Here is a 14,573-nt window from a genome sequence, read left to right as displayed (position 1 = left end):
TCAGGATCGAGGGATGAGCACCACTGATCCCGGCACCGTCGGGCGTGCCTTCGAGGCCGCCCTCTACGCCGACAACGACACGGCCCTGGACACGGGCGCGTCCCTTCTCGCCGCCGACCCGGGGGCGGACGCCGAGCTGGCCCGCCGGGGCCAGGAACTGACGGCCGCCCTCTGGCGGCGGGGCTGGCAGCCCGCCGACGTCGTGCGGATGGTCCGGCGCGATCTGGCGGAGGCCCATGTCCAACTGGCCTCCGACCTGATCCTCGCCGAGTCCGGGTCCGGGTCCGGGTCCGGGTCCGGGACCGGAGGGCGCCGCTGGGCGGCCCAGCTCGCCGAGCTGGCGCCCGCGCCCCCCTACCGGGGAGACCGTTTCACCCGGGCGACGGTTGTACTGGAGCTCTACCGGCTGCTGCTGAGGCTGCCCGCGCTGGAGCCGCTGGACGACCCCCGGCCCCGTCCGGCCCCTGGCGGCACGGGGCGGGCCGAACCGGCGTCGAGGATGCTCGGCCGGATCCGCGCGCTGCTCGCCAAGGCGGAGGCGACCGGTTACCCCGAGGAGGCGGAGGCGCTGACCGCCAAGGCGCAGGAGCTGATGGCGCGCCACAGCATCGACGAGGCGCTGCTCGCCTCAGGCGGTCCGGGTGGTGGCGGAGGCCTGGCGAGCGGTGGTCCGGGGGCCGTCCGGATCGGGGTGGAGCCGCCGTACGAGCAGGCCAAGGCCGTGCTGCTGGACGCCGTGGCGAGGGCCAACAACTGCCAGGCGGTCTGGAACGAGCCGTTCTGCTTCAGCACGGTGGTCGGCTACGAAGCCGAGCTGGAGGCCGTCGAGATGCTGTACACCTCACTGCTGGTGCAGGCGACGTCGGCGATGACCCGGGCCGAGGCCGAGATACGCAAGGGCGGCGCGAAGGGCGGCGGCCGGCGCCGGACCAAGACCTTCCGGCAGTCCTTCCTGGCCGCCTACGCGCACCGGATGGGCGCCCGGCTGACCGAGGCCGCCGATCACCAGATTGCGGAGGCGAAGGCCGAGAGCGGCAGGGAAGTACTGCCCGTGCTCGCCTCTCGCGAGGCGGCCGTGCGGGCCGAGACCGACCGTCTCTTCCCCCGCACGACCACCACGCGGCTGCGCGGTGTCACGGACGAGGATGGCTGGAACCGGGGCCGGGAGGCGGCCGACCGCGCCCGTATGGGCCGTGCCCCGGGGCTCCCCGGCCGCTAGGCCCAGGCTCAAGTCCCGTAGCGTGCCCGCGGAACCGCCGTGCCTCGCGGAACCGCTGCGCCTCGCAAGCAAGTCCTGAGTATGAGGAGGAGGGTGCCGGGCACACGGGGAGAAAAGGGGGAGAGCCGGGACGGAGACTGGGCTCCGTCGCCCGCCGCGCTGTAACCGGAGGAACACCCGGCGTGCACGTGCATCTGCACGGTCCATTTGCCGATGCATCGGCACCTGCGTATGCACATGAACATGACTATGATCCAAAGCAGTTGACCACGCACCGCGGCCCCATGGCCGGTGCATCACCGGGGAGCTACCTGTGGATCACGACGTGTACGACGGGTACGACCTTGACGAGGCCTCGGAGCGTCCGGCGCGTCCGGCCGTGCCGGGACCCATGCGGGTGCACAACGGCATGGCGGCCACCCGCATCGAGGGCGTTGCGTGGCAGAAGAGCCGGCACAGCAACTCGCAGGGATCCTGCGTGGAGTTCGCGCGTCTGCCCGGCGGGGAGGTGGCCGTCCGCAACTCGCGCTTCCCGGACGGACCGGCGCTGGTCTACACGCGTGCGGAGATCGAGGCGATGCTGCTCGGCGTCAAGGACGGCGAGTTCGACCACCTGATATTGGGCTGAACCCGAGCACTCGACCGCGCGCAAACACAGCCGCAGCCGCAGTCCCGTCTCAGGCCGACGGGCGCAGCCGGAAGAGCGCCCACACGACCTTGCCGTCGAGGGCGCCGGTGACGGGGTGCCAGCCCCAGCCGTCGCTGAAGGAATCGACCAGGAACAGTCCGCGCCCGGACTCCGCGTCGCAGTCGTCGGACGCGTCGGCGTCGCGGGGGGCGGGGGACCGGTGGCTGGGGTCGCGGACCGCGCACACCAGGCGTTCGGGCCAGCGCATCAGGTGCAGCCGTACCGGGGCGTCGTGGTCGGGGTCGCGGGCGGTGTCGGCCGGCAGGGCGTGGCGGAGGGCGTTGGTGACGAGTTCGGAGACCACCAGGCAGACGTCGTCGAAACGGTCCCCTATGTCCCACTGACCGAGTGTGCCGCGGGTGAATCGGCGGGCCTCGCGGACCGCTTCGTAACGGGCGGGCAGTGCGCAGGTGGCGGCGTTGGAGACGGCCGCGGGGTCGAGTGGGGGAAGGCCCTGCCGTAGCGGCTCGAGCATGGTCGATCCATTCGTCCCCATGCGAGGCACTCCCGGGATTCGCGGTCGCGGCGATATGGCGGTGGTGCGACGCCCATGGTTTCGGATGCGACCAGCAGATGCAAGGGCAGATGCACGTGCACGCGTCTGAAATACGCTGCACCGTACCGTTTCTTGGTCATTTTTTCCGCCATCCACACGTTGATTTCCGGCCGCCCGGCGGTGACCGCAGGGTTCAAATCCGGCCGTCGGCGGGGCAGTATCCGGACCGGGGAGCGTCGGCCCTGCCATGATGTTTGCCTTTCCGTAATCGGATGAGTACAGCTCGGAGTGATTTGGTGGCAGACTTTCGCAACAGGGGACCGGCCGGGGAGGGTGGCTGACATGAGTGCGGGAGAGTCGGGATCGGTGGTGCGGAGGATGCTGCTCGGCTCGCATCTGAGGCGGCTTCGGGAGGCCCGCGGCATCACGCGGGAGGCGGCCGGCTACTCGATTCGGGCATCCGAATCGAAGATCAGCCGCATGGAGTTGGGGCGGGTGAGCTTCAAGGCGCGTGATGTGGAAGACCTGTTGACGCTCTACGGCATCGAGGACGAGGCGGAGCGCGGCGCGTTGCTCTCGCTCGTCAAGGAGGCCAACACGGCCGGATGGTGGCACAGCTACACGGACGTGCTGCCGCACTGGTTCCCCACCTATGTGGGGCTTGAGGGCGCCGCCTCCATGATCCGCGGCTACGAGGTCCAGTTCGTGCACGGCCTCCTCCAGACCGAGGACTATGCCCACGCCGTCGTCTCACGCGGCCTGTCCGACGCCCCGGCCGAGGTGGACCGCCGGGTGGCGCTGCGGCTGGAGCGACAGAAGTACCTGGTCTCCGAGCACGCCCCGCAGTTCCGGATAGTCCTCGACGAGGCGGCCCTGCGGCGTCCCTACGGAGGCCGGCAGGTGATGCGCGGCCAGTTGCAGCACCTCATCGAGGTCTCCGAGTGGCCGAACGTCCGGCTCCAGGTGATGCCCTTCGGCTTCGGCGGGCACGCCGGGGAGAGCGGGTCGTTCACCATCCTGAGCTTCCCCGAGTCCGACCTGTCGGACGTCGTCTACCTGGAGCAGCTGACCAGCGCGCTCTACCTGGACAAGCGGGAGGACGTCGTTCAGTACGAGAGGGCCATCGACGAGCTGATGCGGGACAGCCCGGGGCCGGAAGAGAGCAGGGACATCCTGCGCGGACTGCTTCAGCTGTCCTGAGGAACACCCGCGGCGCGCGGTGGGTGAGGCGGACAGGGCCGGGTGGCGGGGCTCGGCCGGGTGCGCCCCGGTGGAACCCGGGGTGACGGTACGGCGTTGGTAGCTTTGTGCGGTAGTCCGAAAACCGTGCCGTCTTTCCCCCTCACCCCTCAGGAGCCCGGAACCGTGACGACGCTTGCCCTGGGTCCGAGCTGGCTGGACCCCGACTATCTGCTGAACACGTTCGGCGTCCCGGGTCTGCTGCTCATCGTCTTCGCAGAGTCCGGGCTCTTCTTCGGATTCTTCCTGCCCGGTGACTCGCTGCTGTTCACCACCGGCATGCTGATCACCTCCGGCACGCTGAAGTTCCCACTGTGGGGGGCCATCGCCCTGATCTGCGTCGCCGCGATCGTGGGCGACCAGGTGGGCTACATGTTCGGCAAGAAGGTCGGGCCGTCGCTCTTCAGCCGGCCGGACTCCCGCTTCTTCAAGCAGGAGAACGTCACCAAGGCTCACGAGTTCTTCGAGAAGTACGGGCCGAAGTCGCTGGTCCTGGCCCGCTTCGTGCCCATCGTGCGTACCTTCACCCCGATCATCGCCGGCGTCAGCGGCATGCGGTACCGGTCCTTCCTCACCTTCAACGTGCTCGGCGGCATCCTGTGGGGCGCCGGCGTGACGCTGCTGGGTTCCTGGCTGGGGCGGATCGACTTCGTCGAGAAGAACATCGAGGCGATCCTGATCCTGATCGTCCTGATCTCCGTGCTGCCGATCGTCTTCGAGCTGCTCAAGGCGCGCGCGAGGAAGGGCAAGGGCGGACAGGACGGCGAGGGCGAGGCCCCGGCCGGTGACGGCACGCCGCAGCACGGCGGCTACCCGATGATGGACGACGCGACGCGTCCGTTGCGGCTGCGTCCCGAGCAGGACGGACCGCAGCAGCCGTACGGCCACGGCGGCGGACAGTACGGCGGGCAGGCGCCCCAGCAGCCCCAGCAGTACCAGGCCCAGCAGCACGAGCCGCAGCACCAGCAGTATCAGCAGCCCCAGCAGTACCCGCAGCAGACGCACGACCCGTACGACGGCCGGCAGCAGTACGGGCAGCAGCCGTACGGAGGGGACCGGTACGGGCAGCCGGAGCAGCAGCCGTACGGAGGAGCGCCGCAGCAGCAGGCCCAGCCGTACGGCCGGCAGCAGGCACAGGAGTACGGGCAGCAGCCCCAGGCGTACGGTCAGCAGCCCGCGCAGCCCCAGGCCTACGGGCACCAGCCCGAGCAGCCTCAGCAGCCCCAGGCGTACGGACAGCAGCCGCCGCAGCAGCCCTACCCCCCGCAGGACTACGGGCACCCCCAGCGCCCGCAGGGCTGAGCCCGGCCCCCGCGGGCAGCCCCGCACCGCGCGGGGGCGCTCCCGCGGGAGCACGGGCGGGCGCACATGCACGGGCCCGTACAGCCGCACGGGGGTGGGCGCGGGCCACCAGGGGGAGCGGGCCCAGCACGTACGAGCCGGGCGGGCGGCCGGGGGCGAAGGTCAGAAGCCCCGCGTCCGCTTCGCCGCCTTGCGGCGCTCCGCGGCCTCACCCGGAAGGCGCAGGAAGAGCCGGGAGATCTCCGACCCCAGGTTCACGCCGATGGCGATCGCGATGGCCAGCGCCGCCGCCTGGCTCAGCGAGGCCGCGCCGCGGTCGAGGTTGTTCTGGGCGAACCCCAGCAGACCGAAGTACGTCGAAGAGCCCGGCAGCAGCGGGCCGATCGCCGCCGTGGTGTACGGCAGCGCCGAGGCGAACCGGTAGCGGGAGAGCAGCTGGCCGAAGAGGCCCACCAGCCCCGCCGCCACCGCCGTGGAGGCGACCGGGGAGAGGCCGCCCGCGTAGTGCAGCGCGCCGTACACGACCCAGGCGACGCCGCCGTTCAACGTCACCAGCAGCACCGTCGACCGCTCCTGCTGGAGCAGCACCGCGAAGGTCAGCGACAGCAGCATGGAGGCGAAGATCTGCACCACCGGGCGTTCGGTGACCGCCAGCGACGCGTCCGGGTTGAGCTGGGCGCCGAGCTGCACCCCGAAGTACAGGATGATCAGCACTCCGGTGACGATGCCCACGAAGAAGTACATCACCTCCAGCAGGCGCGCGGCGGCCGTGATGTAGAAGCCCGTCAGGCCGTCCTGGACACCCGCCACCAGGGCCCTTCCAGGCAGCAGGGCGAAGAGACCACCGGTGATCACCGCCGAGGCCCGCACGTCGGCATGGGCGATGGTGAGCGCCACCCCTATCGCGGCCGGCGGCATCGCGGCGACCACGAACTGGTAGAACTCCGGCAGCCCGCGTGCCGCGCAGAGCCACGCCAGCCGGTCGCCGAGCATCGCGCCGGCCGCCGCCGCGAGGAACACCAGCGGACCACCGCCGACCAGCACGGAGGCCGCGCCGGCCAGCAGACCGGCGGAGACGGTGAGCACCCAGGTCGGGTACGGGTGCCGGTTGCGCCGTATCTCGCCGAGCCGGTGGTAGGCCTCCTCCAGGGTGACCGGGCTGGCCTCGTCCGTGTCGCTCAGGTCGTCGACCAGCGCGAAGACGGCGGCCAGCCGGGTGTAGTCGGTGCCGCGGCGGCGCACGGTACGGGAGGCGGAGACGGGCGGCTCGACCAGCGAGGGCTGGTAGGAGATGGAGACCATGGTGAAGGTGACGTTGGGCTCCACGCGGTCCAGGCCGTAGGCCCGGCAGACGGCGAACATGGCGCCCTCGACGTCCTCCGAACCCTCGCCGCCCGCCAGCAGCAGCTCACCGATGCGCAGCGCGAGGTCGAGAACGCGCGGCACCGCGGGACGGGTCTCGTCCTCCCCCCGGTGCACGACCTCCGGCGCGGGGCGGTCCGAGACGGGCATCCGCAGCATGGTCCGCATCCGGTCCTGCCAGGGCACGTCCCGGGTCAGCCGGACGGCGGGGATGCCGGCCGCCGGGGTGAAGGCGGCAGGGGGCAGCGGATGCTGACCGGTGGTGGCGGACGGCCGCCGGAACGCGGACCCCTCGGTACGCTCGGACGGCGGAGGCTCCGGCGGAACCAGGCCCTCCGGGACCGCGAACTCCGAGGTCGTCGACGACTCGTTGTCCACGGGAGGCGGGACCGCGACGACACCCGGCGGAGGTGCGAAAGCGCTCCTCGCCTCGTCGCTCTGGGACCTGCGGTCCTCCGCCTCGGTCGTCACCCTTGCTCCCGGCAGTTCATGATCGGTGTGCCGCGTACCCAGGGTAGGCGGCCCTGAACGCGGCAGGGCCGCGCCACCCCTGTGGGTTGACGCGGCCCGTGGCCCGCCCGACGCGTCGGGCGCAGCGGCGGTCAGTGACCGCCCTGCTCCTTGAAGCGCGTGTAGGAGCGCTCGATCTCGGCCTCGGCCTCGGCGCGGCCGACCCAGTCGGCGCCCTCGACGGACTTGCCGGGCTCGAGGTCCTTGTAGACCTCGAAGAAGTGCTGGATCTCCAGGCGGTCGAACTCCGACACGTTCTGGATGTCGCGCAGGTGCTCCACGCGCGGGTCGGACGCGGGGACGCACAGCAGCTTGTCGTCGCCGCCGGCCTCGTCCGTCATCCGGAACATGCCGATCGTGCGGCAGCGGATCAGACAGCCGGGGAAGGTCGGCTCCTCCAGGATGACGAGGGCGTCCAGCGGGTCGCCGTCCTCGCCGAGGGTGTTCTCGACGAACCCGTAGTCGGCCGGGTACATCGTCGAGGTGAAGAGTCGCCGGTCCAGGCGAATACGACCGGTCTCGTGGTCCACCTCGTACTTGTTGCGCGAACCCTTCGGAATCTCGATCGTGACGTCGAACTCCACCGGTGGCTCCTCCATGATCAGCACATAGTTCTGGTGGTTAAGTGTCCCTTACGCAGGTGCGTGCTGGCGAAAGGGGTGGTCGTTGTGCCGGAGCCGGGGGAACAGCGGCTTGTACGGCCGTCGTTCGCGCGGGCTGCCCGAACGGTGGCGCGCTGGTCGGACCCGGTCGGGCGGTACACGGTCTGCGCCGCCGTCTCCGGGGCCCTGCTGGCCGCCGGGGTGGTGACGGCCGCCGGTCCCTGGGACTCCAGCGGTCAGCGTACGGCCGAGCGGGCCCACGCGGTGGCACTGGGGGGTGAACACCCCGCGCCCGGTTCCGTCGGCACCGGCAGCGGTGGACCGGCCGGGGCCGGCGGCGACACCGGGCGGGAGCCCGGGACGGCGCCCGCCGCCGTGGCCGTGCTCGCCGGTCTGGGCGCGGTGCCGGACGGCCATGAGGCGGGCGGTGCGGGCTCGGCGGCCGGCGCCCCGACCACGGCGGGCCTCGAGCGCGTCCTCGGCCCCCTGCTGGACGATCCGGCTCTGGGGTCCCGCCGTTCCGCCGCGGTGGTGGACGTGGCCACCGGACGCACGCTCTTCGAACGCGGTGCGGGCACCGCCCTCCTCCCGGCCTCCACCACCAAGATCGCGACCGGGGTGGCGGCGCTCTCCGCCATGGGGCCCGACCACCGGTTCACCACGCGTACCGTGCTCCAGCCCGACGGCGCCGCCGCGAAGGGCGCGGGCGAGGGTGAGCGCAGGGACGGGGACAAGGGCAAGGCCGTCCGGGAGCTGGTCCTGGTCGGCGGGGGAGACCCCACGCTGACGGCCCGTGAGAAGCCGGGCCGGTGGGCGAGCCTGCGGGAGCTGGCCGCCCTGACCGCCGCCGCGCTGCGGCGGCAGGGCGTCGAGGAGGTCGTCCTCCGGTACGACACCTCCCTCTTCAAGGGCCCCGAGGTTCACCCGATCGGGGTCAATCCGAATATCTCTCCGGTCACCGCGCTCATGGTCGACGAGGGCCGCGCCGACGACTCCGACCACGGTCCGGCCCCGCGGGTGGCGGACCCCGCGGCGCACACCGCCGGCGTCTTCGCCGACCTGCTGGAGAAGAGGGGGATCCGGGCAGGCGCGCCCGCTCCGGGGAAGGCCGCGAAGAAGGCGGACCCGGTGGCCCAGGTGCGTTCCGCCCCGCTGGCCGCCCAGGTCGAGCGGATGATGACCAACAGCGACAACGACATCGCCGAGGCGCTGGCCCGTCAGACCGCCGTGGCGGACGGGCGGGAGGCCAGTTTCGCCGGCGGCGGGACCGCGATCCGCGCCGAGCTGAAGCGGCTGGGAGTGCCCCTGGCGGGCGTCCGGTTCGCGGACGGGAGCGGTCTGGGGCGCGGTGACCGGCTCAGCGCCCGCGCGCTCACCCGGCTGCTGACCACGGCCGCCGACCCCGGCCGTCCCGAGCTGCGCCCCGTCCTCACCGGAATGCCGGTCGCCGGGTTCAGCGGAACGCTCAGCGCCCGGGCGGCGGACGGCGGGGCCGCCGGGGTGGTGCGCGCCAAGACCGGCACCCTGACCGGCGTGAACACCCTGGCCGGAACGGCCGTCGACGCCGGAGGGCGGCTGCTCGCCTTCGCCTTCCTGGCCGAGGGGACCCCCGCGAAGGTCCCGGCCGAGACCGCGCTCGATCGCCTGGCCGCAAGCGTGGCCGCCTGCGGCTGCCGGGGCTGACGGCGCCGTGGCACGGTGGTGCCAACGGCCCGGACCCCGTTGCCGGGACCGGACGTCAGGACGTGCCCTCCCGTACCGTTGACGGCATGACGAGCTTCCGTGGTACGGAGATGGTCGACTGGGATCTCGCGGTGGCGACCGCCGCCCGGCTTGCGCGGCCGGGCCCGGAGGTCGGCCGCGAGGAGGCGCGGGCCGTCGTGGCCGAGCTGCGCCGGCACGCGAAGGCCTCGGAGGGGCACGTCCGGGCCTTCACCCGGATGGGTGGGGACGAGGTGCACGACACCCCGGTGCTCGTCGTCGACCGGCCCGGCTGGGCCAAGGCCAACGTGGCGGGCTTCCGGGAGATCCTGCGTCCCCTGCTCGGCAAGATGCAGGAGCGCAGGGCGGGCAAGCCGGGCAGCGCCGTGGTGGGCGCGCTGGGCGGCAAGGTCACCGGCGTGGAACTGGGCGTGCTGCTCTCCTTCCTGGCCTCCCGGGTGCTCGGCCAGTACGAGACCTTCGCGCCCGCCGGCGACGAGCTGCCCGGCGGGGAGAACGGCGGCGGCAGGCTCCTGCTGGTCGCGCCCAACATCGTCCAGGTGGAGCGCGAACTGGACGTCGATCCCTCGGACTTCCGGCTCTGGGTCTGCCTGCACGAGGAGACCCACCGCACCCAGTTCTCCGCGGTGCCCTGGCTGCGGGACCACCTGCGGGGCGAGATCCAGACCTTCCTGGCCGAGACCGACGTCGACCCGGGCCAGATGCTCGAGCGGATCCGTGACGCCGCGCAGTCCCTGGTGGGCGGCCGCGGCGACGACGACCGGGACGCGGCCGAGGAGAGGTCGCTGGTCGACCTGGTCCAGACGCCCGCCCAGCGGGAGGTCCTCGGCCGGATCACGGCCGTGATGTCGCTCCTGGAGGGGCACGCCGACTACGTGATGGACGGCGTCGGGCCCGAGGTGGTCGGCTCGGTGGCGGAGATCCGTGAGAAGTTCCAGCAGCGCCGCGCCAAGGGGGCGTCGCGGATGGACCTGATGCTCCGCAAGCTGCTCGGCCTGGATGCCAAGCTGCGCCAGTACCGGGACGGTGAGCGGTTCGTGCGGGCGGTCGTCGAGCAGGTCGGCATGGACGGCTTCAACCGTGCCTGGACCTCGCCCAACACCCTGCCGACCCCGGCCGAGATCCACGCGCCGTCCGACTGGGTGGCCCGGGTCCACGGACCGGCCGGAAGCGCGGGCTGACGGAAGCACAGCCCGTGACCGAATATGGAACAAGTGCATCCGGTTGGCGGCAGGGCAACGCCTGATCAATCACCCTTCCGAGGGACCGTGTTCCCAAGGCGGGCGTGCGATGCTCGGATACCGACCTGTTTCTGTCACCATCAACGCACTCTGTGTGACCGTCCTGCGGGTCGGCTTCCCCGAACAACTTCATGAAGGGAACCGGACAATGGGTCCCCATCCAGCGGTCGCGGCGATACGCCTGGCGGTCCGCCGCGTCCTCAACGACATCCTCGCCGAGCACGGATCGACGCTCACCTCCGCCCGCGCCGCCTCCGCCGGAGCGCGCGACGCCGTCCGCGCCCGGGTCGCGGTGGCGGAACCGGCCGCCGATCCCGCGGTGGGCCCCGGGCCGCTGGTGCTGGTCGCCTGCTCCGGCGGCGCCGACTCCATGGCGCTGGCCTCCGCCCTCGCCTTCGAGGCCCCCAAGCTGGGAATCCGGGCCGGCGGCGTCACGGTCGACCACGGCCTTCAGTCCGGCTCGGACGTCCGCGCCGCCGAGGTGGTGCAGCGACTGGGCGAGCTCGGCCTCGACCCCTGCGAGTCGGTCGCCGTCACCGTCGGCCGGGAGGGCGGCCCCGAGGCCGCCGCCCGGGACGCCCGGTACGCCGCCCTGGACGAGGCCGCCGCCCGGTTCGGCGCCGCAGCCGTCCTCCTCGGCCACACCCGTGACGACCAGGCCGAGACGGTGCTGCTCGGCCTCGCCCGCGGCTCCGGCATCCGCTCGCTGTCCGGCATGGCCGCGATCTCCGGGACCGGCGGCCGTTACCGGCGCCCCTTCCTCGCCCTGGACCGCCAGACGGCCCGCACGGCGTGCATGGCCCAGTCCCTCCCCGTCTGGGACGACCCGCACAACACCGACCCCTCCTACACCCGCTCCCGGCTGCGCCACGAGGGCCTGCCCGCGCTGGAGAAGGCCCTGGGCAAGGGCGTCGTCGAGGCGCTCGCCCGCACGGCCCAGCTCTCCCGGGACGACGCGGACGCGCTGGACGCCTGGGCCGGCCAGGCCGAGTCCGCCGTCCGGGACGACTCGGGCTTCCTGGAGTGCGCCAAGCTGGAGACCCTGCCGCCGGCCGTCCGCCGTCGCGTCCTGCGCCGGGCGGCCATCGACGCCGGCGCCCCGGCGGGCTCCCTGTTCGCCCGGCACATCGAGGAGATCGACCGGCTCATCACCGGTTGGAGGGGTCAGGGAGCCATCAACCTGCCCGGTCGCGTCGTCGCCCGACGGCAGGGTGGCAGACTGGTGATCCGGCAAGGCTGACCACCGGACCTCGCCCGGTCTCCCTCGGGAACCGGACCGGGGCCGTTCGGCCTGTGCGCGAGCCGCGCCGCGCGGCTCGCGCGGCCATTCCAGCGGGACGACCGAAAGTGATGCGGGTGGACGCGAAAGACATGGGCGCCGATCTCCAGCAGGTGCTCATCACCAAGGAAGAGATCGACGCCAAGCTGGCCGAACTGGCCGCGAAGATCGACGAGGAGTACGCGGGCAAGGATCTGCTGATCGTCGGTGTCCTCAAGGGCGCCGTCATGGTCATGGCGGATCTCGCGCGGGCGTTGTCCACCCCCGTCACCATGGACTGGATGGCGGTGTCGTCCTACGGCGCCGGCACCAAGTCCTCGGGCGTCGTGCGGATCCTCAAGGACCTGGACACGGACATCAAGGGCCGCGACGTCCTGATCGTCGAGGACATCATCGACTCCGGCCTCACCCTTTCCTGGCTGATCTCCAACCTGGGCGGCCGCGAGCCGGCCTCCCTCAAGGTGTGCACGCTGCTGCGCAAGCCGGAGGCCGCCAAGGTCGCCATCGACGTCGAGTGGGTCGGCTTCGACATCCCCAACGAGTTCGTCGTCGGCTACGGCCTGGACTACTCGGAGAAGTACCGCAACCTGCCGTTCGTCGGCACGCTCGCACCTCACGTCTACGGCGGCTGAACCGCTGCCGGTGGCTCTCACCGGCCGCGGCGGCCACCTGGAGCAACCAGCCGGGCCCGGCCGCGGCGGCCGGGAACCGTTGGCGCTCGCGGGCCGTTGGAGTATCCGTAGAAGGATCGTCGGACGTCCCATGCCGCTTCGGTGGACGATGCTGGGGTACCGTCCGAAGAACAGCCTTTATCAAATCTCACGATGGCAGGAGGGACGGGGCGGCATCGCTCCGTATGGATGGACGTGAAGCGATACTTCCGTGGGCCGGTCATGTGGATCGTGCTGGCCGTCCTTGCCGTGGTCGTGTTGATGACGGTCGTCGGCAGGTCCGGCGGTTACGAATCGGTGGACACCGGCAAGGTCGTTCAGGCGATCAACGACGACAGGGTGCAGTCGGCGCAGCTGACCACCGGTGACGAGCGGACCATCAAGGTCGAGCTCAAGAAGGGCCAGGAGGTCGAGAAGGCCTCCAAGATCCAGGCGAACTACATCGGCAGCCAGGGTGACGACCTGGCCGACGTGCTGCAGCAGAAGTTCGAGGACAAGAAGATCCCGGACGGCTACACGGTGTCGGAGTCGAAGACCAACCCGGTCCTCGGCTTCCTGCTGTCCCTGCTGCCGTTCCTCCTGCTGGTCCTGGTCTTCCTGTTCCTGATGAACCAGATGCAGGGCGGCGGCTCCCGGGTCATGAACTTCGGGAAGTCCAAGGCCAAGCTCATCACCAAGGACACCCCCAAGACCACCTTCGCCGATGTGGCCGGCTCGGACGAGGCGGTGGAGGAGCTCCACGAGATCAAGGAGTTCCTGCAGGAGCCCGCGAAGTTCCAGGCCGTCGGCGCCAAGATCCCCAAGGGTGTGCTGCTCTACGGCCCGCCCGGTACCGGTAAGACCCTGCTGGCCCGCGCCGTCGCGGGTGAGGCGGGCGTGCCGTTCTACTCGATCTCCGGTTCCGACTTCGTCGAGATGTTCGTCGGTGTCGGCGCCTCCCGCGTCCGTGACCTGTTCGAGCAGGCCAAGGCGAACGCCCCGGCCATCGTGTTCGTCGACGAGATCGACGCGGTCGGCCGCCACCGCGGCGCCGGCCTCGGCGGCGGTCACGACGAGCGCGAGCAGACGCTGAACCAGCTCCTCGTCGAGATGGACGGCTTCGACGTGAAGGGCGGCGTCATCCTCATCGCCGCCACCAACCGCCCGGACATCCTCGACCCGGCGCTGCTGCGCCCGGGCCGCTTCGACCGTCAGATCGCGGTGGACCGGCCGGACATGCAGGGCCGCCTGGAGATCCTGAAGGTCCACCAGAAGGGCAAGCCGGTCGCGCCCGACGTCGACCTGACCGCGGTCGCCCGCCGTACCCCCGGCATGACCGGTGCCGATCTGGCGAACGTCCTGAACGAGGCCGCGCTCCTGACGGCCCGCAGCGACAAGAAGCTGATCGACAACCACATGCTGGACGAGGCGATCGACCGTGTGGTCGCGGGCCCGCAGAAGCGGACCCGGATCATGTCGGACAAGGAGAAGAAGATCACCGCGTACCACGAGGGCGGTCACGCCCTGGTCGCGGCGGCCTCGCCCAACTCCGACCCGGTGCACAAGATCACCATCCTGAGCCGCGGCCGGGCCCTGGGCTACACCATGGTCCTGCCCGACGAGGACAAGTACTCGACCACCCGCAACGAGATGCTCGACCAGCTCGCCTACATGCTGGGCGGCCGGGCGGCCGAGGAACTGGTGTTCCACGACCCGACCACGGGCGCGGCCAACGACATCGAGAAGGCCACGGGTCTCGCCCGCGCGATGGTCACCCAGTACGGCATGACCGAGCGCCTCGGCGCGATCAAGTTCGGCGGCGACAACACCGAGCCGTTCCTCGGCCGGGAGATGGCGCACCAGCGCGACTACTCCGAGGAGATCGCCGCGCTCGTCGACGAAGAGGTCAAGAAGCTCATCGAGAACGCGCACAACGAGGCCTGGGAGATCCTGGTCGAGAACCGCGACGTCCTCGACAACCTCGTGCTGGCGCTGCTGGAGAAGGAGACGCTGAACAAGGAGGAGATCGCCGAGGTCTTCGCCCCGATCGTCAAGCGTCCGCCGCGGCCGGCCTGGACGGGCTCCTCCCGTCGCACGCCGTCCACCCGGCCTCCGGTGCTCTCCCCGCGGGAGCTCGCGCTGACCAACGGCGGCAACGGCGCCGGCACCACCGGCAAGACCCTCACGGGTGGCGCCACGGGTGCCGAGCCTGCCCAGGAGCCGCGTCCGGAGGGCGGGCAGGACCGGCCCGAGAGCTGAGTCA

General features: G+C 71.5%; 12 protein-coding genes. 9 read left to right on the top strand and 3 right to left on the bottom strand.

The window, feature by feature from the left end; translation table 11 throughout:
• Positions 1-13 precede the first annotated feature (13 nt).
• Positions 14-1,219, top strand: a complete 1,206-nt coding sequence (locus GBN72_RS20705) for a DUF2786 domain-containing protein (protein ID WP_151773386.1) — start codon at positions 14-16, stop codon at positions 1,217-1,219.
• 313 nt (positions 1,220-1,532) lie between these two features.
• On the top strand, positions 1,533-1,847 hold the full coding sequence (locus GBN72_RS20700; protein ID WP_439959788.1) for a DUF397 domain-containing protein: 315 nt from the start codon (positions 1,533-1,535) through the stop codon (positions 1,845-1,847).
• Positions 1,848-1,896: 49 nt separating this feature from the next.
• Here GBN72_RS20700 and GBN72_RS20695 read toward each other — a convergent pair whose 3' ends face one another.
• Positions 1,897-2,382: an ATP-binding protein gene (locus tag GBN72_RS20695; protein WP_151773385.1), complete on the bottom strand. Its 486-nt coding sequence runs from the start codon at positions 2,380-2,382 to the stop codon at positions 1,897-1,899.
• Positions 2,383-2,745: 363 nt separating this feature from the next.
• Between GBN72_RS20695 and GBN72_RS20690 the strand changes: the two genes are divergently transcribed.
• Positions 2,746-3,603, top strand: coding sequence for a Sco1979 family transcriptional regulator (locus GBN72_RS20690; protein ID WP_151773384.1), 858 nt, complete (start codon positions 2,746-2,748; stop codon positions 3,601-3,603).
• Positions 3,604-3,768: 165 nt separating this feature from the next.
• On the top strand, positions 3,769-4,944 hold the full coding sequence (locus GBN72_RS20685; protein ID WP_151773383.1) for a DedA family protein: 1,176 nt from the start codon (positions 3,769-3,771) through the stop codon (positions 4,942-4,944).
• 162 nt (positions 4,945-5,106) lie between these two features.
• Here GBN72_RS20685 and GBN72_RS20680 read toward each other — a convergent pair whose 3' ends face one another.
• A complete protein-coding gene (locus tag GBN72_RS20680; RefSeq protein ID WP_246212706.1) occupies positions 5,107-6,777 on the bottom strand; it encodes a threonine/serine exporter family protein in 1,671 nt (556 codons plus the stop codon).
• Between the two features lie 131 nt (positions 6,778-6,908).
• Complete coding sequence (locus GBN72_RS20675) at positions 6,909-7,400, bottom strand: inorganic diphosphatase (protein ID WP_151773752.1); 492 nt, start codon at positions 7,398-7,400, stop codon at positions 6,909-6,911.
• 144 nt (positions 7,401-7,544) lie between these two features.
• On the opposite strand from GBN72_RS20675, the gene dacB reads away from it, so the two are divergent.
• The 5 genes from dacB (at position 7,545) to ftsH (ending at position 14,569) form a co-directional block, all read left to right on the top strand.
• Positions 7,545-9,101: a D-alanyl-D-alanine carboxypeptidase/D-alanyl-D-alanine endopeptidase gene (gene dacB, locus GBN72_RS20670; RefSeq protein WP_246212704.1), complete on the top strand. Its 1,557-nt coding sequence runs from the start codon at positions 7,545-7,547 to the stop codon at positions 9,099-9,101.
• An 86-nt stretch (positions 9,102-9,187) separates the two neighbouring features.
• A complete protein-coding gene (locus tag GBN72_RS20665) occupies positions 9,188-10,321 on the top strand; it encodes a zinc-dependent metalloprotease (protein WP_439959787.1) in 1,134 nt (377 codons plus the stop codon).
• Positions 10,322-10,529: 208 nt separating this feature from the next.
• A complete protein-coding gene (gene tilS / locus GBN72_RS20660; RefSeq protein ID WP_151773382.1) occupies positions 10,530-11,621 on the top strand; it encodes a tRNA lysidine(34) synthetase TilS in 1,092 nt (363 codons plus the stop codon).
• A gap of 110 nt (positions 11,622-11,731) precedes the next feature.
• Positions 11,732-12,292, top strand: coding sequence for a hypoxanthine phosphoribosyltransferase (gene hpt, locus GBN72_RS20655; protein ID WP_151773381.1), 561 nt, complete (start codon positions 11,732-11,734; stop codon positions 12,290-12,292).
• Positions 12,293-12,520: 228 nt separating this feature from the next.
• Positions 12,521-14,569, top strand: a complete 2,049-nt coding sequence (gene ftsH, locus GBN72_RS20650) for an ATP-dependent zinc metalloprotease FtsH (protein ID WP_151773380.1) — start codon at positions 12,521-12,523, stop codon at positions 14,567-14,569.
• Positions 14,570-14,573: the final 4 nt, after the last annotated feature.

The sequence above is a fragment of the Streptomyces abyssomicinicus genome, assembly GCF_008974245.1.
Lineage (GTDB): Bacteria > Actinomycetota > Actinomycetes > Streptomycetales > Streptomycetaceae > Streptomyces > Streptomyces abyssomicinicus.
This window is presented reverse-complemented; position numbering and strand designations above follow the sequence as displayed.

Coding starts and splice junctions, on each gene's coding strand:
- GBN72_RS20705 (WP_151773386.1), top strand. CDS start 14: ATGAGCACCACTGATCCCGGCACCGTCGGGCGTGCCTTCGAGGCCGCC.
- GBN72_RS20695 (WP_151773385.1), bottom strand. CDS start 2,382: ATGCTCGAGCCGCTACGGCAGGGCCTTCCCCCACTCGACCCCGCGGCC.
- GBN72_RS20690 (WP_151773384.1), top strand. CDS start 2,746: ATGAGTGCGGGAGAGTCGGGATCGGTGGTGCGGAGGATGCTGCTCGGC.
- GBN72_RS20665 (WP_439959787.1), top strand. CDS start 9,188: ATGACGAGCTTCCGTGGTACGGAGATGGTCGACTGGGATCTCGCGGTG.
- tilS (WP_151773382.1), top strand. CDS start 10,530: ATGGGTCCCCATCCAGCGGTCGCGGCGATACGCCTGGCGGTCCGCCGC.
- hpt (WP_151773381.1), top strand. CDS start 11,732: ATGCGGGTGGACGCGAAAGACATGGGCGCCGATCTCCAGCAGGTGCTC.
- ftsH (WP_151773380.1), top strand. CDS start 12,521: ATGGACGTGAAGCGATACTTCCGTGGGCCGGTCATGTGGATCGTGCTG.